At 68.3% G+C, this 25,762-nt stretch carries 18 protein-coding genes; 6 read left to right on the top strand and 12 right to left on the bottom strand.

What is annotated here, in order from left to right:
* Positions 1–71: 71 nt before the first annotated feature.
* Both CFB43_RS19570 and CFB43_RS19565 read right to left on the bottom strand, forming a co-directional pair.
* Positions 72–1,394, bottom strand: a complete 1,323-nt coding sequence (locus tag CFB43_RS19570) for an ATP-binding protein (protein ID WP_089496209.1) — start codon at positions 1,392–1,394, stop codon at positions 72–74.
* Positions 1,391–2,131, bottom strand: a complete 741-nt coding sequence (locus CFB43_RS19565) for a response regulator (RefSeq protein ID WP_034190595.1) — start codon at positions 2,129–2,131, stop codon at positions 1,391–1,393. Before CFB43_RS19565 ends, CFB43_RS19570 begins: the two co-directional genes overlap by 4 nt.
* A gap of 227 nt (positions 2,132–2,358) precedes the next feature.
* Here CFB43_RS19565 and CFB43_RS19555 point away from each other — a divergent pair, with 227 nt between their 5' ends.
* Complete coding sequence (locus CFB43_RS19555; protein WP_089496208.1) at positions 2,359–2,940, top strand: thioredoxin family protein; 582 nt, start codon at positions 2,359–2,361, stop codon at positions 2,938–2,940.
* A gap of 55 nt (positions 2,941–2,995) precedes the next feature.
* Here the strand turns inward: CFB43_RS19555 and CFB43_RS19550 are convergent, their stop codons facing one another.
* Positions 2,996–3,634, bottom strand: a complete 639-nt coding sequence (locus CFB43_RS19550; protein WP_089496207.1) for an FMN-binding negative transcriptional regulator — start codon at positions 3,632–3,634, stop codon at positions 2,996–2,998.
* A gap of 123 nt (positions 3,635–3,757) precedes the next feature.
* Between CFB43_RS19550 and pdxR the strand changes: the two genes are divergently transcribed.
* Together pdxR and CFB43_RS19540 are read left to right on the top strand one after the other, a co-directional pair.
* Positions 3,758–5,272 carry a MocR-like pyridoxine biosynthesis transcription factor PdxR gene (pdxR, locus tag CFB43_RS19545; protein WP_089496206.1) on the top strand — a complete coding sequence of 505 codons (1,515 nt, stop codon included), beginning with the start codon at positions 3,758–3,760 and terminating at the stop codon, positions 5,270–5,272.
* A gap of 194 nt (positions 5,273–5,466) precedes the next feature.
* Positions 5,467–7,695, top strand: a complete 2,229-nt coding sequence (locus CFB43_RS19540; protein ID WP_089496205.1) for a penicillin-binding protein 1A — start codon at positions 5,467–5,469, stop codon at positions 7,693–7,695.
* 46 nt (positions 7,696–7,741) lie between these two features.
* Here CFB43_RS19540 and CFB43_RS38855 read toward each other — a convergent pair whose 3' ends face one another.
* The 4 genes from CFB43_RS38855 to CFB43_RS19525 form a co-directional block, all read right to left on the bottom strand.
* Positions 7,742–8,320: a hypothetical protein gene (locus CFB43_RS38855; RefSeq protein WP_256990058.1), complete on the bottom strand. Its 579-nt coding sequence runs from the start codon at positions 8,318–8,320 to the stop codon at positions 7,742–7,744.
* A 20-nt stretch (positions 8,321–8,340) separates the two neighbouring features.
* Positions 8,341–9,705: a WG repeat-containing protein gene (locus CFB43_RS19535; protein ID WP_256990056.1), complete on the bottom strand. Its 1,365-nt coding sequence runs from the start codon at positions 9,703–9,705 to the stop codon at positions 8,341–8,343.
* A 281-nt stretch (positions 9,706–9,986) separates the two neighbouring features.
* Positions 9,987–11,087: an adenosine deaminase gene (gene add, locus CFB43_RS19530; protein ID WP_089496204.1), complete on the bottom strand. Its 1,101-nt coding sequence runs from the start codon at positions 11,085–11,087 to the stop codon at positions 9,987–9,989.
* A 46-nt stretch (positions 11,088–11,133) separates the two neighbouring features.
* Entirely contained in the window at positions 11,134–12,483 is a 1,350-nt protein-coding gene (locus CFB43_RS19525) for an NCS2 family permease (protein ID WP_089496203.1), read from the bottom strand.
* A 94-nt stretch (positions 12,484–12,577) separates the two neighbouring features.
* Between CFB43_RS19525 and CFB43_RS19520 the strand changes: the two genes are divergently transcribed.
* Positions 12,578–13,489, top strand: a complete 912-nt coding sequence (locus CFB43_RS19520) for a LysR family transcriptional regulator (RefSeq protein ID WP_089496202.1) — start codon at positions 12,578–12,580, stop codon at positions 13,487–13,489.
* A 6-nt stretch (positions 13,490–13,495) separates the two neighbouring features.
* On the opposite strand, the gene CFB43_RS19515 is transcribed toward CFB43_RS19520, so the two are convergent.
* The 4 genes from CFB43_RS19515 to CFB43_RS19500 all read right to left on the bottom strand — a co-directional run bounded on the left by CFB43_RS19515 (position 13,496) and on the right by CFB43_RS19500 (position 18,949).
* Positions 13,496–14,548, bottom strand: a complete 1,053-nt coding sequence (locus CFB43_RS19515; protein WP_089496201.1) for a nucleoside hydrolase — start codon at positions 14,546–14,548, stop codon at positions 13,496–13,498.
* Positions 14,549–14,558: 10 nt separating this feature from the next.
* The gene (locus tag CFB43_RS19510; protein WP_089496200.1) at positions 14,559–15,671 is read right to left on the bottom strand and encodes a porin; all 1,113 of its coding nucleotides are present in this window, start codon (positions 15,669–15,671) and stop codon (positions 14,559–14,561) included.
* A 160-nt stretch (positions 15,672–15,831) separates the two neighbouring features.
* Positions 15,832–17,142, bottom strand: coding sequence for a hypothetical protein (locus tag CFB43_RS19505; protein ID WP_089496199.1), 1,311 nt, complete (start codon positions 17,140–17,142; stop codon positions 15,832–15,834).
* Between the two features lie 388 nt (positions 17,143–17,530).
* On the bottom strand, positions 17,531–18,949 hold the full coding sequence (locus CFB43_RS19500; RefSeq protein WP_089496198.1) for an MFS transporter: 1,419 nt from the start codon (positions 18,947–18,949) through the stop codon (positions 17,531–17,533).
* Positions 18,950–19,398: 449 nt separating this feature from the next.
* Between CFB43_RS19500 and CFB43_RS19490 the strand changes: the two genes are divergently transcribed.
* Entirely contained in the window at positions 19,399–21,846 is a 2,448-nt protein-coding gene (locus tag CFB43_RS19490) for a DUF3772 domain-containing protein (RefSeq protein WP_089496196.1), read from the top strand.
* A gap of 105 nt (positions 21,847–21,951) precedes the next feature.
* On the opposite strand, the gene amaB is transcribed toward CFB43_RS19490, so the two are convergent.
* Positions 21,952–23,463, bottom strand: coding sequence for an L-piperidine-6-carboxylate dehydrogenase (gene amaB / locus CFB43_RS19485; RefSeq protein WP_069252500.1), 1,512 nt, complete (start codon positions 23,461–23,463; stop codon positions 21,952–21,954).
* Positions 23,464–24,084: 621 nt separating this feature from the next.
* On the opposite strand from amaB, the gene CFB43_RS19480 reads away from it, so the two are divergent.
* A complete protein-coding gene (locus tag CFB43_RS19480) occupies positions 24,085–25,665 on the top strand; it encodes an amino acid permease (RefSeq protein ID WP_089496195.1) in 1,581 nt (526 codons plus the stop codon).
* Positions 25,666–25,762: the final 97 nt, after the last annotated feature.

Here is a 25,762-nt window from a genome sequence, read left to right as displayed (position 1 = left end):
AGCTTCAACGGCAGCGCCGGTTTCGATTTCGGCGCACACCTGAAACCGCACCGCTCGCTCACCGCATCCCATCACGCCGCATTCCTCAACGTCAGCCGCGCCTCGAGCCCGCCACCGTCCGCCCGGTTGGTCAGCGTGAGCGTGCCGCCCATCGCCAGCGCGAGCTGCCGCGCGATCGCGAGGCCGAGCCCCGTGCCGCCCGTCTCGCGGTTGCGCGATGTCTCCACGCGCCGGAACGGCTCGAACACCGCGTCGAGCTGATCGTCCGGAATGCCGGGCCCGCGGTCGAGCACGGCGATCACCGCGCCGCCGTCCGGCGCGGCGTGCACGTCGATCTCGGCCGCGCCCGCGAACTTCAGCGCGTTGTCGACGAGGTTGCCGACGATGCGGCGCAGCGCCTTCGGCCGCGTGACGAGCGCGAGCGGCGTGCGGCTGTGCAGCGCGACGTCCTGCCCCGCATCCGTGTAGTCGCACACGATGCTGTCGAGCAGCGCATCGAGATCGATCCGGCGCGCGGCTTCCTCGTTGCCATGCAGCGTCCGCGCGTACGCGACGCCCTCCTTCACCAGATGCTCCATCTCGAGCAGGTCCTGGCGCAGCTTCGCGCCCTGCGCGTCGTCGTCCATCATGTCGGCGCGCAAGCGCATCCGCGTGATCGGCGTCTGCAGGTCGTGCGAGATCGACGCGAGGATCTGCATGCGCTCGGCCATGTACTGCGCGATGCGATCCTGCATCGCGTTGAACGCCCGGGCGGCGCGCGCGACTTCCGACGGCCCGTCCTCGTTCAGCCGCTCGCCCTTCAGGTCGGGGCCGAGCGCATCGGCGGCCTGCGCGAGCTGCTTGAGCGGCCGCGTCGCGAGCCGCACCGCGAGCCAGCAGCACGCGGCCAGCACCGCGAGCTGCAGCACGAGCACGGCCGGCAGCCAGCCCGACAGCGGCACCGTCGACATCGGATGGATGTCGATCGTCAGCGGCGACCCGTCGGTCAGCCGCAGATGCACCTGCAGATGTTCTCGGTCGCCGGGAATCGCGTTCGCGGTCAGCGGGTAGTCGCCGCCGATGCCGTCGGAAATCGAGCGCTCGACGCGCGCCGACAGCCGCGCTTCCGGCGGCGTGCCGGTCTCGCCGGGCCCGAGGATGAACGCGTAGCTGCGCCGCGCGAGGCGCGGCACCCACGCGGCCCGCTCGGCCGGCGGCAGGTGGTCGAGCAGCGCGACCGAGCTCGCGACCTCGCGCTCGATGTAGCCCATCATCAGGTTGGTGGTCGCCTGGTCGCGCTCGGTCACGGTGAGCCAGAACGACAGCGTCTGCGCGAGCGCGAGGCCCACGCACAGGATCAGCGCGAGCCGCGCGAACAGCGAGCGCGGCCAGTGCCACGGGATGCGCGCGCTCATGGCGTACCGTCGACGGCGGTCACGGCCGACGAGAACACATAGCCCTCGTTGCGCAGCGTCTTGATGTAGCGCGGTTCGCGCGCGCCGTCGCGCAGCCGCTGGCGCAGCCGGCTCACGAGCAGGTCGATCGACCGGTCGAACGGATCGGACTGCCGGCCCTGCGTGAGATTGAGCAACTGGTCGCGCGTCAGCACGCGTTGCGGGTTGTCGAGAAATACGCGCAGCAGCCGGTATTCGGCGCCGCTCAGCGCGACCAGCGTGCCTTCCGCGTCGAGCAGGTGGCGCCCGGTCGTGTCGAGCCGCCATTCGCCGAACGCAAGCATCTCCGCGGTTTCCGTCACCTGCATGCCGGGCGGCAGCATGCGCGCGCGGCGCAGCACCGAGCGGATCCGCGCGAGCAGTTCGCGCACCGCGAACGGCTTGGCCAGGTAGTCGTCGGCGCCCATCTCGAGGCCGATGATGCGGTCGGTTTCCTCGCCGCGGGCGGTGAGCATCAGCACGGGCACCGTGCGGAACTTGCCGGCGCGCAGGTCGCGGCACAGCGTGAGGCCGTCCTCGCCCGGCATCATCAGGTCGAGCACGATCAGGTCGGGCGCGCCGTCGTCCAGCACGTTGCGCATCTCGCGGCCGTTCGCGGCCAGCGACACGCGCATGCCGTTCTTCTCCAGGTAATCCGCGATCAGTTCGCGGATCGCGCGGTCGTCGTCGACGATCAGCACGTGGTCGATCTTGTCCATGAGTCGTGGTCGGTATCGAGGTAGTCGGGCAGGTGATGTCCGCTTTTATACCGCACGGCGGGCATCCGTTTGTATCCCAATGTATCGCGCCGCCGCGACGACACACAACATTGCACACGCGTGGCTCGCCGGACACATCGGAGATACGTCGGCGCCGCTTAATGGGGCCTGTCGAAACCCGTCCGGCCGCCGCCACCGCGCGGCGGCCTCCCGCTCAGGAGAACGCCATGCTGCCCCGACTCAAGATCGCCGCCCTCGTCTTCGCCCTTGCCGCCACGGCCGGGCTCGCCGCCTTCGCGGGCACCCGCGACGACGCCGGCATGCCGACTTCGCAGGCCGGCATGTCCGCGCCCGATTTCACCGGCATCGACCGCTGGCACAACAGCGCGCCGCTGACGCTCGGCCAGTTGCGCGGCAAGGTCGTGCTCGTCGACTTCTGGACGTACTCGTGCATCAACTGCATTCATACGATTCCGTACGTGAAGGAGTGGGACCGGAAGTATCGCGACCAGGGGCTCGTCGTGGTCGGCGTGCATACACCCGAGTATCCGTTCGAGCGCGACGCGGGCAACGTCGCCGATGCGATCAAGCGCTTCGGCATCACCTATCCGGTCGCGCAGGACAATCGCTACGACACGTGGCGCGCGTACGGCAACCAGTACTGGCCCGCGCTGTACCTGATCGACGCGAGCGGAAAGGTCGTCTATACGCGCTATGGCGAGGGCGAGTACGACAAGACCGACGCCGCGATTCGCGGCGCGCTCGCGCAGGCCGGTGAAGGCGCGAAGGGCGCGACCCGCACGCAGTGACGGGCCGGCGTGCGGGCGCGGCGCTTGCCCGCGCTTGCCTGCCCGTCGCGGGCGCTCACCCGCGCTTCGCGTCGGCCGCCTCGATCATCGCTTCCCCGATCGCGAGGTTGCCGTTCGCGACCAGTGCATCGCCGGCGCCGCGGATATCGGCCTCGTCCTTGTTCTGCCCGAGCTTGCGCTTGCCGACGAGCCGCGTGATCTCGATCTGCAGCCCGACGATCGCCTGCAGCATCGCGTCGAGATAATCCGCCGGCGCGTCGCCCATCTTCCACGGCACCGGCTGCGACGCCTCGTGCGTGCGCGTCAGCCGGGCGACCACGCCGCGCACGAACTGCGCGTCGTCGCGCACCGTGATGCGGCCGTGCGCATGCACGACCACGTAGTTCCACGTCGGCACCTGCCGGTGTGCGACATGCTTGCTCGGAAACCAGGTCGGCGAGATATACGCATCGCCCGCGCGGAAGATCACGAGCACCTCGTCGCCGTTCGCGACGTCCTGCCAGACCGGATTCGCGCGCGAGACGTGCGCATGCAGTTCGCCGAGACCGCCGTCGCCGGGCAGCAGCTCGAACGGGATGTGATTCGCGTCGAGCCCGCTCTTGCCGTGCGTGATCAGGCTGCCGAACGGATGCTGCACGATCAGCTCGCGCAGCGCGTCGGGGTTGGGTTCGTTGAAATCGGCGGGGACGTACATGGCGGCTCCACGGTCACGCGGGGGTGGGAATGGATCGGGCGCTGGCCCGTCATGCGCCGATTGTGGCGCCAAACTGGTTTATGCTGTAGAGCCGGTTTGAAACAATTTCAGCAGACCAGAATCATGGCAAGAACGGCCCGGAACGTCGACATCCCGTCGCTCGGCGCGCTCGATCGCGCGGCCGGCGACCTGAGCCGCCAGCTCGCGCAGGCGCTGCGCGACGCGGTGCGGCGCGGCGACGTTCACCCGGGCGACGCGCTGCCGTCCACACGGCTGCTCGCCGCGTCGCTGCAGGTGGCGCGCGGCACCGTCGTCGATGCGTATGCGCAGCTCATCGCCGAAGGCTTTCTCGAATCGCGCGGCGGCGCGGGCACGCGGGTCGCGAGCGCGCTCGCGCTCGCCGGGCCGCCGCCCGTCGACGCGCCCGAACCGCCTGCCCGGCACCGCCCGCCGGCACGTACCGGCCTGCCCGAGCCGGCCGCCACCTTCGCGCGGATCGCCGGCGAATTCCGCCCGCTGCCGGCCATGCCGTTCGCGATCTCGGTGCCGATCGGCCTCACCGCGCCCGACGACATCTGGCGCCGGCTCGGCAACCGCCTGCGCGCGCGCGGCGCCGGCGCGCCGTCCGGCTATGCCGATCCGCAAGGCGCGCTGCCGCTGCGCGAGGCGATCGCCGACTACGTGCGCCGCTCACGCTCGGTGCGCTGCCATGCCGACCAGGTCGTGATCACGAGCGGCACACAGCAGGGGCTGCATCTCGCGAGCCAGGTGCTGCTCGGCGCGGGCGATCAGGCATGGGTCGAGAATCCGGCCTATCGCGGCATCACCGCGCTGCTCGACAGCACCGGGCGGCGCGACGCGATGGTGCGGGTGCCGATCGACGCCGACGGTATCGACGTCGACGCCGGCATCCGTCTCGCGCCGCATGCGCGGGTCGCGTTCGTCACGCCGTCGCACCAATATCCGCTCGGCATGCCGCTCAGCATGGCGCGGCGCAATGCGCTGCTCGCCTGGGCGCGTGGGCAACGCGCGTGGGTAGTCGAGGACGATTACGACAGCGAGCTGCGCTACGAAGGCCATCCGTTCCCGTCGCTGCAAGGGCTCGACCCCGACCGCGTGATCTACCTCGGTACCTTCAGCAAGATCCTGTTCCCGTCGCTGCGGCTCGGCTACGTGATCGCGCCCGACGATCTCGTGCCCGCGTTCTGCGGCGCCCGCGTACTGATGGATCGTCATGTGCCGACCGCCGATCAGCACGTGCTGGCCGCGTTCATCGCGGAAGGCCACCTCGACCGCCACATCCGCCGCGTGCGCGGCGTGTATGCGGAACAGCGCGCGCTGCTGATCGACACGCTCGGTGCGCGGCTGCCGCGCGAACGCGCGTGGGTGCAGCCGGGCGATCAGGGCATGCACGTCGTGCTGTGGCTCGCGGAAGGGATCGACGACCTCGACGTGGTCGAGCGCGCCGCTAAAGCCGGCGTCGCGGTGCGCGCGGTGTCGCCGATGTTCGCGCCCGGTACCGCCCGCCCGGGGCTCGTGCTGGGCTTCGGCGGGTTCGGACGCGCGCAGATGGAGGCGGCCGCGCAGCGGTTGGCGGAGGTGGTCGCAATGGCCGCCGGCAGTGCCGTGCCACGCTGACCGGACGGCTTCGAGCGCGGGCGGCGCCGGCCGCGATTCGTCGGGAGAATCGCGCCAGACCGCGCCGTAAAAGGTTGTCGATGGGCAACAAACGTAATCGTCTGTAAATCCTGCAAGCAAACGGCCGTTTTGGCGGGCGTCGCACGTGTGCCGTTTGCTAGGATCGCGCCTCTTCCATCCGCGCTCCTGCCGCCTTGAATCGCTTCGTGCCGCTTCTCCGAGACGCGTGGCTCCGTTGCCGCGCCCGCGTCGTACCGTTCGCCGCCGTCTGCGGCGCGCGCCTCCGCGCGCTGGGCGCCGGCGCGCTGCATCGCCTGCGCCATCCGACGCGTCGCGGCGTCGCGCTGACGCTCGCCGCGATCCCGGTGCTGGGCCTGCTGGTGCTGCTCGCGTTCGTCCCGTTCACGCCGAGCATCGGCGACATCCGCAAGGCGCGCATCGACCGTCCCGCGCGCGTGCTGTCCGCCGACGGCCAGCTGATCGCCGAGTTCCGGCCCGTCAACCGCGAATGGGTGCCGCTCAAGCAGATCTCGCCGCACATGGTCGACGCGCTGATCGCGACCGAGGACCACCGTTTCTACGCGCATCACGGCATCGATGTGCGCCGCACGCTCGCGGCCGGGCTGCACACGTTCTCGGGCGACCGCCAGGGCGGCTCGACGATCACGCAGCAGCTCGCACGCAACCTGTATCCGGATGAAGTCGGCCGCGCGCCGACGCTCACCCGCAAGGTGAAGGAGCTGATCACGGCGTTCAAGATCGAGTCGGTGTACAGCAAGGACGAGATTCTCGAGACCTACCTGAACACCGTGCCGTTCCTGTACAACGCGTACGGCGTCGAAATGGCCGCGCGCACCTACTTCGGCAAGTCGGCCGACCAGCTCGACATCGTCGAAAGCGCGACGCTCGTCGGGATGCTGAAGGGCAACAGCTACTACAACCCGGTGCTGAACCCGGAGCGCGCCGTACAGCGACGCAATATCGTGCTCGACCGGATGGCGCAGATGCACATGCTGACGCCGCAGCAGCTCGCGAAACTGCAGCGCCAGCCGCTGCGCGTCGACTTCGAGCCGCAGTCGGGGCAGCCCGGCCTCGCCCCGCACTTCGCGGTGCAGTTGCGCAAATGGCTGATCGCGTGGGCCGATCGCAACAACTACGATCTGTACTCCGATGGACTCGTCGTGCGCACGACGCTCGATGCGCGGCTGCAGGACATGGCGACGCAGGCGCTGACGCGGCAGACCGAGCGGCTGCAGGCGATCGCCGACGGCGCGTGGCGCGGCCCGTCCGGCTGCGGGCTGCGCAACGACCTGTTCCGCGGCTTCATCCGCCAGACGCCCGACTATCGGCAGGCGCGCGACACGGGGCTGACCGACGTCGTGGCGCTGAAGCGGCTCGGCGCCAATCGCGATTTCATGCGCGCGCTGTGCGAGCGCAAGACGCAGGTGCAGGCCGGCTTCGTCGCGATCGATCCGCGCAACGGCGCGATCCGTGCGTGGGTCGGCAGCCCGGATTTCGGCAGCGAGCCGTTCGATCACGTGTCGCAGGCACGGCGCCAGCCGGGCTCGACGTTCAAGCCGTTCGTCTATGGCGCCGCGTTCGCGGACGGCATGCGGCCGGGCGATACGTTCGTCGACCGCCCCGTGGCGATCCCGATCGACGGGCGCGCGGTCTGGCGCCCGACCGATGCCGAGCCGCCGACCGATGAGCCGATGACGCTGCGCGATGCGCTCGCGCTGTCGCGCAACCGCATCACCGCGCAGGTGATGCAGCATGAAGGCGCCGCGAAGGTCGCGCAGCTCGCCCGTGCGATGGGCGTGCGCGAAAGCCCGCTCGACGCGGTGCCGTCGCTCGCGCTCGGCACGAGCCCCGTCACGCTGAAGGAGATGGTGTCCGCGTACGGCACGATCGCGAACCGTGGCGTGTACGTCGCGCCGCAGATGATCACGCGCATCGAGGATCGCGACGGCAAGGTGCTCGCCGTCTTCGGCAGCGCGCCGCCCGAACGTGCGTTGCCCGAGCCCGCCGCACAGACGCTGGTCGACGTGATGCGCGATGTCGTCGATCGCGGCACCGGCGCCGACATCCGTTCACGGTATGGCATTCGCGTGGACGTCGCCGGCAAGACGGGCACGACGCAGGACAACGCGGACGGCTGGTTCATCCTGATGCATCCGCAGCTCGTGGCCGGTGCGTGGGTCGGCTTCGACGACGGCAGCGTGACGCTGCGCAGCGATTACTGGGGCGCGGGCGCGCACAGCGCGCTGCCGATCGTCGGCAGTTTCTACGATGCGGCGCTGCGCGCGAAGGCGATCGATCCGCACGCGCAGTTCTCGCCGGATTTCCGGCCGCGCAGCGCGCCGGCGCCGCGCCGGCGCACGCCGCATCCGGGCCTGTTCGACTGGTTGAAGTTCTTCCGCTGATTGGGTTGCCGGTGCGCCACGCCGGCCTCCACGACAACGGCTCGGCCTATCGACGCGTCGTCGTCGCTTGCCCGTCCGCGTAGAGCCATACAGGCACGCCGTCGTCGCGCAATGCGGCGACCGGTTCACCCAGGCTCCAGTTCTGCGCGACCGCGACACGGCGGACGAACCACGGCATCAGCATCGCGTGTCCGTCGGTGGCGTCGCGATCGTCGTCGAACAGCGCATCGTCACCGATGCGCGTGTAACGCGCCGGATGCAGCACGGTGCCGTCCGCGCGAAGCACCGTCGCCCGCACGTCGTCGCCGCCCTCCTCCACCCAGGCCAGCCAGCCGTGATCGGCGCCCCAGAACAGGCCGGCCACGTCGTCGTAGCACCCCTGCACGAGCGTCGCGCCCGTCTCGAGATCGCAGATCGCGAGCTGCACCGGCTCGCCTGGAAGGACACCGATCGCGTATCGCGTGAACAGCTCGCCCGGCACGGTTTCGTCATCGGGCAACCACGGCAGCGCCCCCATGTTGACGAAGTCGAACGGCGTCAGCACGCGGCCCTGTCCGTCGACGATCGCGCAACGCCCGTCGTCGCGCCGCACGATATGGCGGATCGCGCCGAGCTCGGTCAGCATGTCCGTCCGTTCGTCGTCGGTCAGCCTGGCGACTTCCGCATAATGCGGCTCGACGACGACGCGCCCTTTCGCATCGACGAGGCCGACGTGACCGTTGCGCCGCGCGACGAAGGCGCCGCATTCGGACGACCATTCGAGCGCGTCCCACTCGGGCTGCGCGCGCCATTGCCCGTGCGCCCGATCAGCCCCCACCGTTCGCCTTCGGATACCGCCGCGACGGTGCCGTTCTCGAATTCTTGCGCATCGTCGAAACGCGGCGGAATCGCCCACGCACCGCGCGTGTCGACGAAGCCCCAGCGGCCGTCCAGGCTCGCGGATGCGACCCCGCCCGTGAAATCGCCGAAGTCGTCGAGCGACGGTTCGAGCACCCACGTGCCGTCCGTGCGCACGAGTCCGAACTGCTCACCGACGCGCACGCAGGCGACGTCGCCGCTGAAATCCCACACGGCGTCGAACGACGGTTCGCGCACGATCCGCATCTCGTCGCCATCGCGGTCGACATCGCCGTCGGCGAACAGCAGGCCGACCTTCCCGTCGCGCGCGGCCCACAGCAGCCGGTCGTCACGCGCGCCGCTCGCCCACAGGTTCGTCCACTCGGGCGGCACGATCACGTGCCACGCATCGTCGGTTTCACGTCGCACACCCCACAGCCCGTTGCGCGCACGAAAGCTGAACATGCCGTAGCCGAGCCGGTCGCCGTGCACTTCGCCGGCGTCGAACAGCTCGGCAAACGTCACGCCGCGCGGCGGCTGCTGACGAACGAAATAGTGATGCAACAGGCCGCCGAACCCGAAGCCCCACGCCCAGTCGCCCCAGTCGGGCGGCGACTCGATCTCGAGCGCATCGCGCACGCCGCGCACGTCGCGGAAATCCATGCAGTTCGCGACCTGCCACCACAGCCGCGTGCAGGTATCGCGTTCCTGGTCGATGTAGTCGTTCGGATCGCCGCCGTCGAGCCACGACAACTCGTCGAGATTCGCGGAAAACCGGGGTGCGCCGTGCGCGTCGCCGAACGCGTCGATCGATTCGCCGAGATGCCGCACGACTGCATCGAACTGGCGCGCGAGCGCCGGATCGTCGCCGGGCAGCGGATACGAGACGACGAACGACGCGAGCCGGCTCAGTCGCGCAAGCGCGGTGCGCGCATCGCTGGCGAGATTCGGCGTGCCGGCATCGCCGAATATGCGCTGATCGGTGATCGCGTCGCCCGCGCCGCCGTCGGCAAGCAGCACGCGCCACAGCAACGGAAAGTGATTGTTGGATTCCGCGAGCGCGATCGTTCGCGCGTCGTCGCCGTCACCGGCCTGGAGATACAGCCATGATCGATTGCCCATTGGAAGGGTCGCCCTCGTCTTTATTGTTGCTGTTGTCGTGTCGGCGCTCATTATAGGAGCGCGCGATGACGAAGACGGTTGCCCTGTAGAACGCCAGGCGCCGGATTAGTCCACCCGGACGAAGCGGACTTGCTGCGCGCCGTGCACCATCGTCGTCATCGTTCAACGACGGCGGAGCCCGCATGACCCACAGCGCAGTCGCGATCGCGAACCTGCTGTACCGCTACGCGGAATTGCTCGACGCCGGCGGCCTGCCGGGCGTCGCGAAGCTGTTCCGGCACAACGAATCGCCGGCCGGTTGAAGCACCGGCCGGCGTATGACGCCGCCGCGCTCAGCCAGCCGCGAGCGTGGCAGCCAGCACGTCGAACTCCGACGCCCACGCCGCACGCCACGCGGCCTTCGTCGCGTCGTCCACCCACGCGCCGTCGATCCCGTTCAGCATGAACTGCTTCAGCTCGGCCACGGTGAAGCCGAAATGGCTGAACATCAGCTCCCACGCCTCCGACGGATTGACCTTGTGCAGCGTCGGATCGTCGGTGTTCGGATGGATCTTCAGCCCGAGGCCCGGCATCTTGCGCATCGGGTGCCGTTCCGCCCATTGCTCCGGCGGCAGCGTGCGCAGGTAGTACGAATTCGTCGGCACGACGGTGAAGACGATACCGCGCTCCGCATAGCGCGCGCACAGCTCCGGGTTGTCGACGATCGTATAGCCGTGATCGACGCGATCGACCTGCAACAGATCGACGGCCGTCTCGACGTTTCGCCACGGCATCCCGAACTCGCCCGCATGCGCGGTCGTGCGAAAACCCGCCGCGCGTGCATTGCGGTAAGCCTTCCAGAACAGCTCCGGCGGCCGGTCGTTCTCGCGATAGTCGATCCCGAGCCCCGCCACTTCATCCGCGCGGTTCGCCTTCATCCATTCGACGAGCGCCACCGCTTCGTCGGGATCCTGCTCGCGGTCGATGCTCGGGATCAGGCGCGCGCCGATCCCGAAGTCGCGTGCGGCGTCGCGAATCCCCGTCACGATCGCGGCCTGCGCATCCGCATACGCGATACCCGACACGCGCACCGTACCCGTCGGATTCCAGAAGAATTCCGCATGCCGGACGTGGTGCGCGGCCGCATCCTCCAGATACTCGTAGGCGATCCGCCGCAGGTCGTCGGGCTGCGTGAGCAGATACCGGTCGAGCGCGCGCAGCACGTGCAGCACGCCGACCGGCTTCTCGCCGCGCGCATAGAACGCGTCGATCTCCGCGCGCTCGATCGGCGCGCCGCTGCGCGCCGCGAGCGCGACGAACGTGTCGTGCCGCACCGCGCCGAGCAGGTGGCAATGCAGCTCGACCTTCGGCAGCGCGTGGAAGAAGGCCCGATGGGCCGGCGTGATCTCGATGCCCGTGCGCGCGGCCGGGACGTTACCTGGTGTTGCCTTCATTGCAGTCTCGTTTTGGGTAGTGCCGATGCGTCGCGAAAGCCGTCTCTCAGTGCGGCTTCACGACGGTCCAGAAGTAGTAGCCGAGCGGAAGCGCGAGCACGACGAGCCCCCACGACACGTCGCGCAAGCGGCCGGCCAGCAGCTTGACGAGCACGTAGCACAGCAGCCCGCCCGCGATGCCGGTGCCGAAGCTGTTCGACATCAGCGTGAGCAGCACCATCGACATCACGGGCAGCGCATCGGTGAAGTCGTCGAAATGCGTATGGCGGATCGTCGCGAACATCGACAGCCCGATCAGGATCAGCGCCGGCGCGGTCGCCTCTTTCGGGATCGCGAGCGCGACCGGCACGAACAGCAGCATCGCGGCGAACAGCACGGCCGCCGCCAGCGACGACAGCCCGCTGCGGCCGCCGGCCTCGACGCCCGCCGCCGATTCGATCAGCGCGGTCAGCGCGGGAATGCCGAACACGGGCCCGAGCGTCGCCGCGAGCGAATCGACGAGGAACGGCCGGTTGATGTTCGGCAGGTTGCCCTGTTCGTCGAGCAGGTTCGCCTTCGCGCCGACCGCAAGCGCGGTGCCGAGCGTCGAGAAGAATTCCGCCGCAAAGAACGCGAACAGGTACGGCGCGGCCGCGAGGCTCAACGCGCTGCCGATGTCGAGCTTGAACGCGATCGGCGCGATGCTGTGCGGCAGCGACACGAACGACGCGGGCAGATGCGTGACGCCGAGCGGCACGCCGGCGGCGGCTGCCACGAGGATCGCGATCAGGATCGCGCCGGGCACCTTGCGCGCCTGCAGCACGATCGCGACCGCGAGGCCGACCAGCGCGACGAGCGCGCCCGGCCGCGAGAAATCGCCGAGCGCGAACGCGTTGGTCTTCGCGTTCGCGACGACCATCCCCGCGTTGCGCAGCCCGAGCATCGTGACGAACAGCCCGATCGACGCGCCGAGCCCGAGCTTGATCTGCACCGGAATCAGCCGCACCACAACGCCGCGCGCGCCGAGGATCGTCAGCAGGAAGAACAGCACGCCCGACACGCAGGCGATGCCGAGGCCCGTCTGCCAGCCGACGTGCTCCGTCGTCGCGAGCGTCACGCCGATGATCACCGAGCCGCCGATGCCGGGGCCGACGAGGAACGGCAGGTTCGCGTAGAGCCCCATCAACGTGGTGAACAGCACGAACACGATGATCGTCGCGGTCGTCGCCGCGCCGCGCTCCATGCCGCCCGTCGCGAGCAGCGACGGGATCACGACGAGCAGGTACGCGGCCGCGAGAAACGACGTGACGCCCGCGATCGTCTCGGTGCGCACGCTCGTGCCGCGCGCGGCAAGCGCGAAGCGGCGTTCGAGCCAGTTGACCGGCGCGCGCGCCGGCATCGTGTCAGTCGCTGACATGGTGGTTCTCCTGTGATTCCGAATATTGTCCTGTGTCGATTCACGCAGCGCGGTCTTATACTGCCGCGTACCGCATCCCGACCGTTATTGCCCGATGTCGTCCGACCGCTCGTCGCTGCTGCCCGCGCTCACGCTGCGGCAGGTCCAGCACTTCGTCGTGCTTGCCCACGCACGCAGCTTCACGCAGGCCGCGCAGGCGCTGTCGCTCACGCAGCCCGCGCTCACCGCGTCGATCCGCCAGATCGAGTTCCTGCTCGGCGGGCGCCTGTTCGCGCGCTCCGCGCATCGGCTCACGCTCACCTCCGCGGGCGAAGCCGTGCTGCCGCTCGCCGAACGCCTGCTCAACCAGGCGCGCGGCACCTTCGACGACATGGCGCGGCTCATCGGCGAACGCATCCAGACCGTGCGCATCGCGTTCATCCCGTCGGTCGCGGGCCGCCTGCTGCCCGCGCTCAATGCACTGCGCGACGCGCATCCGACGCTGCGCTTCACCCTCACCGACCTGCCGAACAGCGCGCTCGTCGAAGCCGTGCGCGACGGCGTCGCGGATCTCGGCATCGGCGTGCGCGAACCGGACAGCGACGACGGCACGCTGCGCTACCAGCAGCTCTTCGAGGACGAGATCGTGATCGTCGTGCGGCATGACGATCCGCTTGCCCGCGCGAAGAGCGTCACGTGGGCCAGGCTCGTCGATCGCGAGCTCGCGGTGTTCGTGCGCGGCAGCGTCAGCGAATCGCTGCATCGCACCGGCGGCGCCGAGAAGCTGCGCCTGAACGTCACGTACCGGATGGAATACACCGAGCCGCTCTACGCGCTTGCGCGCAACGGCCTCGCGACCGCCGTGCTGCCGAGCCTTTACACGATGCATCTGCACGATCCCGAACTCGTCGCGCTGCGCGTCGACAAGCCGCGCGTCACGCGCGCGATCTCGCTGATCTCGCTCACCGGCGACGATCGCGGCCCGCACGTGCGCGCGTGCCGCGAGTGGATTGCGAAGCACATCTGAACGCCTTCAGGGCAGCTTCGCGATGCGCTCGACGAGCGCCGCGTAGAAGCGGTCCGCATCGACCTCGTTGATCCACGTCGCGTTCGCCGCACGGCCGCTGCGCCCGTTCCAGTCGACGACCGTCTCGCCGAGCGTCCACTGCCCGGTCGTCTCGACCATCACGTTCACCTTGCGTCCGCCGAACAGCGTCGGATCGACGAGATAGCCGACCGCGGTCGGGTCGTACATCGGCGCATCTTCGACGCCGCGCCGCTTCTTGTTGTACGCGAGCTCGGCCTCCATGATGTCGGCGACGATCGCGCCGCAGCGATTGCCAAGCGCGCGGAACGGCGCGACGCGTGCCGGCGTGATCGGCGCTTTCACCGCGACGTCGCGCGGCAGCACGACGATCGGCACGCCGCTGCCGAATACGACTTCGGCCGCCTGCGGATCGACGTAGATGTTGAATTCGGCAGCCGGCGTGATGTTGCCGCGCTCGAAGAACGCGCCGCCCATCAGCACGATCTCGCGCAGCGCGCTGCGAATCTGCGGCGCTTCGACCAACGCGGTCGCGAGGTTCGTCAGCGGGCCGAGCGCGCACAGCGTCACGCTGCCCGGCGCTGCGCGGCTCAGCGTATCGACGAGATAAGCCACCGCGTGACCGGCGGCAAGCGGTGCGCGCGGCTCGTGCAACTCGACGCCTTCGAGCCCGGTCTTGCCATGCACGTTCGCCGCCGTCACGAGGTCGCGCACGAGCGGACGCGGGCAGCCTGCATAGACGGGCAGCGTCTTCGTGCGGCCGGCCCAGTCGCGAATGATCCGCGCATTGCGTTCGGTCAGGTCGAGCGGCACGTTGCCGGCGACGGCGGTCAGCGCGCGCACGTCGAGCCTATCGTGCGCGCCCAGCGCGAACAGGATCGCGATGGCGTCGTCCTGCCCCGGGTCGGTATCGATGATCACCGTGCGGCGCGCGGCGTCGCCGCCGGCCGCGAACGCGCCCGTTTCAGGCAGCAGCGCGGTGCCGGCCAGCGCGGCGGACAGTTTCAGGAAGGTGCGGCGGGATGCGATCGGATGGGTCATGGTCGGGCGCTCAGAAAACATGCCGGACGCCAAGCGTCGCCATCATCTGGCGCGTGCCGGTCGAGCGTGCGTACGCGAAGATCTGCGCATGGTCCGCGTCGCCGGCCGCCTGCTGCGCGATCACCGTCAGCGCGACGTCGGTGCGTTTCGACAGGAAGTAATCGGCCTGCAGGTTCACCTGGTGCCATTTCGGCCGCTTGTCGATCACGTCGTACTTGCCGTTCGTGAACGCATACGCGGCGCCGAGGAAGAGCTGCGGCGTCATCGTGTAGACGACGTTCACGCCGAGGTTCTGCAGGTGCAGGTGCGAATTGTCGAGGTAATCGTAGCGCACGTCGGTCAACATCGCCGCGAACTGCGCGCGGCCGATCGTGTAGAAGCCGCCCGTGCCCGCGATCCGCTGCCGGCTCGCGTAAGCCGCCGGCGACATCGCGCTCTTGCTGAAAATCAGCAGCGGCGACGCATAGTCGTTCGCGATCGCGCCGTCCTGGTTCGTCGCACTGTACGGATGGTTGTACTGCGCGTAGACCACGCTCCAGCGCAGCGGGCCCTGCTCGTAGCCGAGCCCGAAGCTGTACGCGCTGTTGTTCGCGAAGCCGGTCGCGTTGCTGAACCCGTACAGCGCGGTGAATTTCAGGCCGTAGTAGACGGGGCTCACGTACTTCACCGAGTTCTGCACGCGGATGTCGTTGTAGCCGTTGTCGTTGTCGCCGATGTTCACGCCGTTGCTCGCGATGATCACCGGCCCGATATAGTCGTGGATCGCGTCGTACTGGCGGCCGAACGTCAGCGCGCCGTAGGTGCGGTCGGCCAGGCCGACGTAGGCCATCCGCCCGAACTCGCGGCCGTTCTGCGCGGCCGTGCCGGTCATCACGTTGAAGCCGTTCTCCAGCTGGAAGACCGCGGACAGCCCCTGCCCGAGATCCTCCTTGCCCTTCAGCCCCCAGCGCGGGTTCTGGTTCGTGCCGGACAGCGCCTGCCAGGCGTTCTTGCCGCCCTGGTTGGTCGCGAACCCGACACCGGCCGAGATGAGACCGTACAGCGTGATGCTGCTTTGCGCACAGGCATGCGTCGCGAAGGCGCCGAGCATCGCAAGCGGGGCGAGCTTGTAGAGAGTTTTCATCGGGTCGTGTGATCGGTGATGGTCCAGGCGCGGCAGGGTTCCGCGAAACTGGCCTCGACTATACGAACCCGGATCGGATAATAAAAGTTTGCTTTTATTATGGTTCAATAAAACGGATTTATTCTCATCCGCATCGCTCCCGTGCCCGCCTCGCCGGCCGTCAGTCCGCCGTGTCGCCGCCCTTCGGCAGCTGCGACCATGCCTTGCGCCCCGGCAACGGCGACCACGCCGGCCGCGTCTTGCGTGCGCTGTCGATCACGACCAGGTAGCGGCCCGCGATCGGCGTGATGTCGCGATCGCGGCGCAGCACCCACAGCGACTTGCCGGCCTCGACGCGCGCCTGGTAGTCGTCGTCGAGCAGGCCGTGCCGGTCGAAGAACGTATTCAGCGACGCGGGAATGCGCACGCATCCTTTCGAGTGCCGGATGCCGAGCAGCGCTTCGAGGCGATCGGGATCGGTCGCATGCATCTGGAAGCGCATCGGCGACACGCCGCCCTTGCCCCACCCGCGCTCGCCGTCCACCCAGCCGAAGTCGTAGATGCGCATGTCGCGGTGCCCATAGCCGCGAATGCCGTTCTCGTTCGTCGTGCCTTCCGCGCGGAAATCCATGTTGTCCGGCGAGTGATGGAACACGCCGAGCGGCGTCAGGAAGTGGTCGTACGTGCCCGGCAGCCCGGTGCCGACCGGCGATGCGCCGATCATCATCCACGCGTTGGCCGGCGTCGCGCGGAAGTAGATGAACAGCGCCTGGACGTTCGGTGCGCGGTCGACCATCGCGATGTATTCGCCGGCCAGGTCGCCGAGGTCCGCATCGACGAGCGCCTTCTGGAGACGCTCGCCGTACGCGCGTTGCTCGTTTGCCGGTACGTTCAGGCGCCGCGTGACCTCCTGCGTGAAGCGCTTGCGCATGTCGATCGCGCGCGCCGTCGCATTTTTTGCCTCTTCAGCCGACAGGGGCGGATGCTGGCGCGGCGGTGTCGGTGCGGGTGCCTCGGCCTCGCTGGCGGGCGTGGCGGAAGCGGCCGATGCAGGTGCGGCGGTGGAAGCTGCGGATGCTGCGGATGCGCCCGATGCACTCGACGCCGGGCTGGCAGGCTCCACGGGATGCGCGTGTGATGCGGCAGGCGCGGGCTTGGCCGCCGACGCACCCGACGATGCATGCGCCGCCGAAGCGGGATGCACTCGGGAAGCTGCCGACGCGGGTGACTCGACTGATGAGGATGACGTAGCGACGGGCGCCGATACGTCGGACGCCGCCAAGGCAGGCCGCTCGACGAGCACGGAGATCGACAGTGCCGCGGCGATTCCAATACACGCCGTGGCGACACGGGCAAGACAACGCGGCTTCGCAAATCGCCGCGTGAAGCTGAATGGCATCATACGTTCGAAGCCATCGGCCGATCCGGCCGCCGCATGCTGCTGTTGCGGGCGGCGCATCTTCCGCGCGAGCCATCGACACGTCCGGCGCATCGTGTGCGCCCGACGCCGACGCCTCTTCGCGGCGGAGCCGTTCGCTATTGCAACGCGGTCGGTCCGATGGCGGCTAATGAGTCGTCAGGCCCTTCATTTTACGCGTCCCGGCAAGAATCGGCATGGGCGAACGTCGTGGTTTTGCGCTTCGTCACGCTTTGTTTCAACTCGTTGCCGTTTGCTTGTTCGTTACGTGGCAGTCTGATTTATTGGGCGTTCGCGATCTAGACAGAAAGCGGTGTGATTCGCCACGGCACGACTGGGTCTTCAAATCAATTCGGATGCCAGATCACTCCCGATACGCGGTACATGCCGTATGCGCGATGCAATCGCCATCGCATCGCACGTACGCCGCACGAACCGTGCGACATGCGTGCGCAACCCCCGTTTACTTCGAAATGGTTTCGAGCGCGATGCCCTTCGTGCGCGGCCCCATGAACCCGATCGCGGCCATCACGATCACCATCGCGCCCGCGATGAACGCGAACACGCCGAACGTGCCGAATCCCTTCAGCACCGCCGCGATCACGAACGACGAGAAGATCGCCGAGAAGCGGCTCCACGAATAGACGAAGCCGACGGCCCGTGCGCGGATCGACGTTGGGAACAGTTCGGCCTGATACGCGTGGAAGCTGTACGACATGATGTTGCTGGCGAGCGTGAGGCCGATGCCGAGCACGATCAGGAATGCGCCCACCGTCGTCTGGCTGAACAGCAGCCCGCAGACGACGATCGCCGCCGCCATCGCGACGATCACCGACTTGCGCTCGAAGCGGTCGGCGATCACGAGGCCGATCAGCGGGCCGACCGGCGCGGCGAGCGCGATCACGCTCGAATACATCAGGCTCGACGTGATGGTGATGCCCTGCTTGATCAGCAGCGTCGGCACCCAGTTCGCGAAGCCGTAGAAGCCGACCGTCTGGAACACGTTGAAGATCGTCATCATGATCGTGCGGCTGCGATACGGCTGCACCCACATGTCGCGGAAGCTGCCGCGCGGCGGCACGGGCTCGGCAGGCGCGGGCGGCGGCAGCGGCCGGCCGTATTCGGCTTCGACCTTCGCCTCGAGCGCACGCATGATGCGATCGGCTTCTTCGACCCGGCCCTGCTGCGCGAGCCAGCGCGGGCTTTCCGGCAGTTCGCGGCGAATCCACCATACGAACAGCGCGCCGTGCGCGCCGATCAGCACGACCCAGCGCCAGCCGTCGAGGCCGAACGGGGCGTGCGGCACGAGCAGGTACGCGAGGAACGCGACCACCGGCACCGCGACGAACCCGACCGCCTGCTCGCACGCGAATGCGCGGCCGCGGATCTGCTTCGGGACGAGCTCGGAGATGTACGTGCCGATCGTCACCATCTCGACGCCGAGGCCGAGACCGACGACGAAGCGCCAGAAGTTCAGCCCGGCGGCCGTGTCCTGGAACGCCATCACGACGTTGGCGGCCGTGTACCACAGCAGCGACCAGGTGAAGATCGCGCGGCGGCCGAAACGGTCGGCGAGGAAGCCGCACGCGATCGTGCCGATGAAGAGCCCGGAGAACAGCGCGGCGATGAAGCTCGCGACGCCCGTGGTGCCGAACAGGCCGTGCGTCGTCGCGGACAGAATTCCGCTTTTCACGAGGCCGGGGGCGACGTAGCCGCTATAGAGCAGGTCGTAGAGCTCGAAGAAGAAGCCGAGGCTCAGCAGGACGACGAGCTTCCAGACGGTGCGGGTGGGCGGCAGGCGGTCGAGACGGGCCGAGATGGAGCCGGGGTCGACGTGTGAGGATTGGGCAGGTGCCTGCGAAAGGCTGTCCGTTGAGGCCATCGTGGGCGCGTCTCCTGATCGTGTCGTATTGTTGTCCGGCGACCCGCGAGCCGCCATCGGGCGAATCGCTGCATTGTACCGGCAGGTCCGTCTGGTGCGAGCGCACCCCGGCCCCGATATCTCGAACGCGATGACGTGCAGCCCCCGGCCGCCGAACCGCTTCGGATACCCCATTTTTGCGCCAGATAATGTGTAACTTGCGTAACCGTCTGTCGGGTACGGGAAACGCGCCGGAACGGCTATCCGGCGCCATATCGCGGGGGCGCTGGCCCCACCGTCCGGGCCTGGTGCGCCGTTTCGCGCGGGCACGCACCACCGGAATCACCACAAACGGGGTACGCAATCGGTACAACCACGCGTTCCACACCCCGGTAACATGCTACCGGGCCAACCACCGGCTTCCGGGCGCCTTTCGGCGACCTGAATTGTCGGCAAATCGTAAGCATTCCATGTTCATACAACGACTATCCACCTACGCTCGCCGGATCGCCCTGATCGCGCTGCTGCAGTTCGTGGCGATCGCGACCGCGTCGGCGTTTCCGGCGGCCGCCTCGGCACCGAACGCGAGCGGCGTCGTCGCGCCCGTTCCGGCCATCTCGCTGAACGACGCCGTCGCACAGCTCAAGCAGATGCAGGCCGAACTGGACCGCATCAAACAGCAGACCTCGAACGCGTCCAACAGCAAGGAGCTGGACGGGCTCAGCGACTCGACGCAGGAGTTGAGCACCGATGTCGAGAAGCTGCAGAGCGATCTCGTGCCGCAACGTGCGCAGATCCAGGGGCAGCTCGACGTGCTCGGCCCCCCGCCCGCCGACGGCGCCGCGCCTGAAACGCCGGCCGTCGCGAAGCAACGGGCCACGCTGAACGCGCGCAAGACGCAGCTCGACGCGGCGCTGAAGCAGGCCGCCGACCAGAAAGCCAGCCTCACGAACCTGAACGAGCAGTTCGCGAAGCTGCATCGCGGCCTGCTGAAGAACCAGCTCGCGTTCCGTTCGGGCGGCATTTTCAGTGCGCAGTTCTGGCTGCCGCTGTTCCATCTTTCACCGGACGACGCCCAGCGGCTCGGGGATTTCGACGAAGAAATGCTCGACATGCTGCGCTCGTCGTGGGTGCCCGGACAAAAGGCGATCACGGTGCTGCTGCTGGTTGCCGCGTTCGCGGCATGGATCGGCGGCCGCCGGCTCATCGAGCGCGGGCTCGCGTGGTTCTGCGTGAACCGCCTGCCGGCCACCCGTTTGCGCCGCAGCGCGCTGGCGTTGTCGACCGCGCTGTCGACGCTGCTGGCAACCGCCATCGCCGTCCAGATCTTTTACCTCGCCGTCGCGCGCCAATACGACCTCACGCCGGCGCTGAACGATCTGTGGGACCAGTTCGCCAAGCTCGCCGCGACCTGCGCCCTGATCGCCGGGCTCGGCCGTGCGCTGCTCTGCACGAAGCATCCGTCATGGCGCCTGCCCGCGCTCGCCGATCCGGTCGCGCTCGCGATGAAGCCGTTCCCCGGCATCCTGGCCGCGCTGCTGCTGGTGTCCGGCACGCTCGAATCGATCAACCGGATCGTCGACACCAGCCTGTCGGTCACGCTGTTCGGCCGCGGGATCGTGTCGCTCGTCGTCGCGGTGACGGTCGGTGCATCGCTGCTGCGCTCGAACCGTGCGCGCAGCGCGCTCGCGGCCGCCGGCGAAGCGCCCGAGCAGCGCTCGACGCTCGCCGGGCTGATCCATGCCGCCGTCACGCTGGCCATCATCGCGACCCTGATCGCACTCCTGATCGGCTACATCACGGTCGCGCGCTTCATTACCTACGAGCTCGTGTGGTTCGAGATCGTGCTGGGCGCTACCTACATCCTGATCCAGTTGACGCGCGACGCGAGCGAAAGCCTGTTCTCGTCGAGCCTGACGACGGGCCAGCAGATCAAGCACCTGTTCGCGCTCGAGGATCGCCACCTCGACCAGGCCCGCACGGTCCTGTCCGGCTTCGGCACGAGCCTGCTGATGCTGATCGCGGCCATCGCGCTGCTGACGGGCGGCTTCGGCACGACGCCGGGCGACCTGATGGACAGCGCGGTCGCGATGATCGGCAGCCAGCGGCTGCAGAGCCTGAACATCATGCCCGACCGGATCATGAACGCGGGAATCGGGTTCGCGATCGGCTTCTACCTGCTGCGCTCGCTGCGCCGCTGGCTCGACAGCGAGTTCATGCCCGCGCTCGGCATGGATACCGGGATGCGCGTGTCGCTGATCACGCTGTTCACCAACGTCGGCTACGTGCTGCTCGTGCTGATGACGCTCGGGCTGCTCGGCGTCCGGTGGAACAACCTCGCGTGGATCGTCAGTGCGTTGTCGGTGGGCATCGGTTTCGGCTTGCAGGAGATCGTGAAAAACTTCGTGTCGGGGCTGATCCTGCTGACCGAGCGCCCGGTGAAGGTGGGCGACATGATCAGCATCGCGGGCGTCGAAGGCGACATCCGCCGCATCAACGTGCGCGCGACCGAGATCCAGCTCAGCGACCGCTCGACCGTGATCGTGCCGAACTCGCAACTGATCTCGCAGAACCTGCGCAACGTGACGATGGGCAACAGCACGCAGGGCGTCGCGACGCTGGTGCTGACGTTCCCGCTGAACACCGATCCCGAGCAGGTGCGCGACCTGCTGCTCGAAGCCTATCGCTCGCATGCGGCGATTCTCGAGAAGCCGGCGCCGTCGGTCACGTTCAGCCAGCTCACGCCGGACGGCATCACGCTGAGCGTGACGGGTTACGTGTCGAGCCCGCGGATCGCCGGCTCGACGAAGAGCGACCTGCTGTTCGAGATCCTGAAGCAGTTGCGCGCGGCGGGCATCACGCTGTCGAGCCCGCAGATGCTGGTCGTGCAGAACATGCCGGCGGCGGGAGACGCATGACGCGGCTCGCACGCTTGCCGTCGCGCAGATGAACGAAGGGCCGGCACCGCCACGCGGCAGCCGGCCCTTTCTCCTTCTACGCAGCGCCCTCCCGGGCGCCCCGCATCACACGTCGAACTTCACGCCCTGCGCCAGCGGCAGCTGACGGCTGTAGTTGATCGTGTTCGTCGCGCGGCGCATGTAAGCCTTCCACGCATCCGAACCCGACTCGCGGCCGCCGCCCGTTTCCTTCTCGCCGCCGAACGCGCCGCCGATTTCCGCGCCGCTCGTGCCGATGTTCACGTTGACGATCCCGCAGTCGCTGCCCGCTGCCGACATGAACTGCTCGGCCTCGCGCATGTCGTTCGTGAAGATCGCCGACGACAGGCCTTGCGGCACTGCGTTGTGCAGTTCGATCGCATCGTCGAAGTTGTCGTAGACCATCACGTACAGGATCGGTGCGAACGTTTCGCGCTCGACCACCGCCGATTGCTTCGGCATCCGCACGATGGCCGGACGCACGTAGTATGCATCCGCGTGACCGACGTCGACGCGCTCGCCGCCCTTCACTTCACCGCCCTGCTCGCGTGCATCGCCCAGCGCCTTCTGCATCGCATCGAACGACGCGCGATCGACCAGCGGGCCGACCAGCGTGCCTTCTTCGAGCGGGTTGCCGACCTTCACCGACGCGTAGGCCTTCTCGATGCGCGGCAGCAGCTGCTCGACCAGGCTGCGATGCACGATCAGGCGGCGCAGCGTCGTGCAGCGCTGGCCGGCCGTGCCGACCGCCGCGAACGTGACCGCGCGCACCACGAGATCCAGATCGGCGCTCGGCGCGACGATCATCCCGTTGTTGCCGCCGAGTTCGAGGATGCCGCGCGCGAGACGCTGGCTCAGCACCTTCGCGACTTCCTGGCCCATCCGCACGCTGCCCGTCGCGCTGACCACCGGCACCTTCTTCGATGCCGTCAGCACCTCGCCGACATCGCGCATGCCGAGCACCAGCTGGCTCAGCTCCGCCGGCGCGACGCCCGGGTGGGTCTTCTCGAACTCGCGGATCGCCTTCTGCAGCAGCACGTGGCATGCGATCGCGGTGAGCGGCGTCTTCTCGGACGGCTTCCACACGACCGAATCGCCGCACACGAATGCGAGCGCGGCATTCCAGGCCCACACGGCGACCGGGAAGTTGAACGCCGAGATCACGCCGCACACGCCGATCGGGTGCCACGTTTCCATCATCCGGTGGCCCGGGCGCTCCGACGCGATCGTGAGGCCGTAAAGCTGGCGCGACAGACCGACCGCGAAATCGCAGATGTCGATCATTTCCTGCACTTCGCCGAGGCCTTCCGACGTGATCTTGCCGGCTTCGAGCGTGACGAGGCGGCCGAGCTCGGCCTTGTGCTCGCGCAGCACGTTGCCGAACACGCGCACGAGTTCGCCGCGCACCGGCGCCGGCACCGTGCGCCACTTGAGGAATGCGTCGTGCGCGGCGTCGATCTTGCGCTCGGCGTCGGCGGGCGTGTCGACGGCCAGCGTCGCGAGCGTCGCGCCGTCGAGCGGCGAACGCGCGGTCAGCGCATTGCCTTTCCACTGGGCGAGATCGATATCGAGCGCGGCAAGAATGTCGTTGAATTGCATCACTTCCTCTTCAGGGACAGATTGATCGGTGCGGCGGCAACGCCGCCCGCGTGATTCGATTGGAGCGCGTTCGCGCGCCCTGTGCAAGCGGATGCGCCGCGCGGCAGGCCCGGTGCGCCATTGGGCGCATCGCGCCGCGCCGCCGCCGGAAGCCCGCCGGACGGCGCGCTCCCGCCTCGCAGGGCACGATCCATGAAACACATTGTCGGTGGCCACAAGGCGGGCCGCTATTGATATTAACTCACGACTTCATTCCGAAAACGCAACACCCGGGCGGGATGACGCCGTGCGTTTCTTCGCTGATATCAGACTTATCCAAGGCCCGTGACCGGGCATCGGCGATGCCGTGACGGTGCACAAGTTGATGACAAAGCCGCATCACCCTGTTCGGAAATATCGTTTGCCGCCCGTGCACCGGGCACACACAATCGTTGCGACGTCGAGGTGCAACGCACCCGGCGCGCCGCCGGCCGCCACCACGGCTGCCGGACGACAGACGAAGGCGACACGCATCGCGGCCCGCTCACCCGGCCCGTTTCAGCACCGCATCACCGCTGCCCGGCAACGCGTCGCGCTTCGTCACCGAAAAAACAATCCCGGAGACAGCGCCCAGCGCCCGCCATGCATTCAGATGCCCGCCCCGATTCGCCCCGCCCCTCCGGCTCGCCGCCCGCGAAGCCGTCCCTCCACCGTGCGCTGCAGGCACGCCATCTGCGGATGATCGCGATCGGCGGCTCGATCGGCACGGGCCTGTTCGTCGCGTCCGGCGCGTCGATTTCGCAGGCCGGCCCCGGCGGCGCCATGCTCGCGTACATGGTGATCGGCCTGATGGTCTATTTCCTGATGACGAGCCTCGGCGAGATGGCCGCGTTCATGCCGGTGTCGGGTTCGTTCGCGACCTACGGCGCGAAGTTCGTCGACGAAGGCTTCGGCTTCGCGCTCGGCTGGAACTACTGGTACAGCTGGGCCGTGACATTGGCGGTGGAGCTCGTCGCCGGGCAGCTCGTGATGAACTACTGGTTCCCGCATGTGCCGGGCGTCTGGTGGAGCGCGCTGTTCCTCACGCTGATCTTCGCGCTCAACGCGCTGTCGGTGCGCGGCTTCGGCGAAGCCGAATACTGGTTCGCGCTGATCAAGGTGCTGACGGTGCTCGCGTTCGTCGGCGTCGGCCTGCTGATGATCTTCGGGATCATGCAGGGCGGCCCGAGCGCGGGCTGGGGCAACTTCACGATCGGCGACGCGCCGTTCGCCGGCGGCTGGGCGACGATGCTCGGCGTCGCGATGATCGCGGGCTTCTCGTTCCAGGGCACGGAGATGATCGGCGTCGCGGCTGGCGAATCGGAAAACCCACGCACGACGATCCCGCGTGCGGTGAGCCAGATCTTCTGGCGCATCCTGCTGTTCTACGTGCTGGCGATCTTCGTGATCGGCGTGCTGATTCCCTATACCGACCCGAGCCTGCTGAAGAGCGACGTGACCGACATCGGCGTGAGCCCGTTCACGCTCGTGTTCCGCCACGCGGGCCTCGCGTTCGCGGCCGGCGTGATGAACGCGGTGATCCTGACGGCCGTGCTGTCGGCCGGCAACTCGGGCATGTATGCATCGACGCGGATGCTCTACAACCTCGCAGTCGAAGGCCGTGCGCCGAAGATCTTCGCGAAGCTGTCGCGCGGCGGCGTGCCGCGCAATGCGCTGTATGCGACGACGGCCGTGGGCGCCTTGTGTTTCCTCACGTCGCTGTACGGCGACAAGACCGTGTACCTGTGGCTGCTGAACACGTCGGGCATGGCCGGTTTCATCACGTGGCTCGGCATCGCGGTCAGCCACTACCGCTTCCGCAAGGGCTTCCTGAAGCAGGGCTACCGGCTCGACCAGTTGCCGTACCGGTCGAAGTGGTTCCCGTTCGGCCCGCTGTTCGCGTTCGCGCTGTGCGCGGTGATCGCGCTCGGCCAGGATTACCAGGCGTTCCTCTCCGACAAGATCGACTGGGTCGGCGTCGCCGCGACCTACATCGGCCTGCCGTTCTTCCTCGCGATCTGGCTCGGCTACGCGATCGTGCGCAAATGCCGTCTCGTACGCTACGAAGACATGGAGATCGCTCCCTGGATCGAACGCAACGCGACGCCCGAGCCCGCGCCCCAAGCTGAAACCGGCTACGCGGGCTACGGCGCCCGTCCGGCCAACCCGACGCCGGGCGCCTGATCGCGCGGATCGGCCTGCACCGCACCGGCCGCCGCCCAGGCGCGGCGGCCGGTGCCCAGACAACCCCCATTCGACGCGGCGCGCACGTTCAGGCAAG

The organism is Burkholderia sp. AU15512 (assembly GCF_002223325.1).
Lineage (GTDB): Bacteria > Pseudomonadota > Gammaproteobacteria > Burkholderiales > Burkholderiaceae > Burkholderia.
This window is presented reverse-complemented; position numbering and strand designations above follow the sequence as displayed.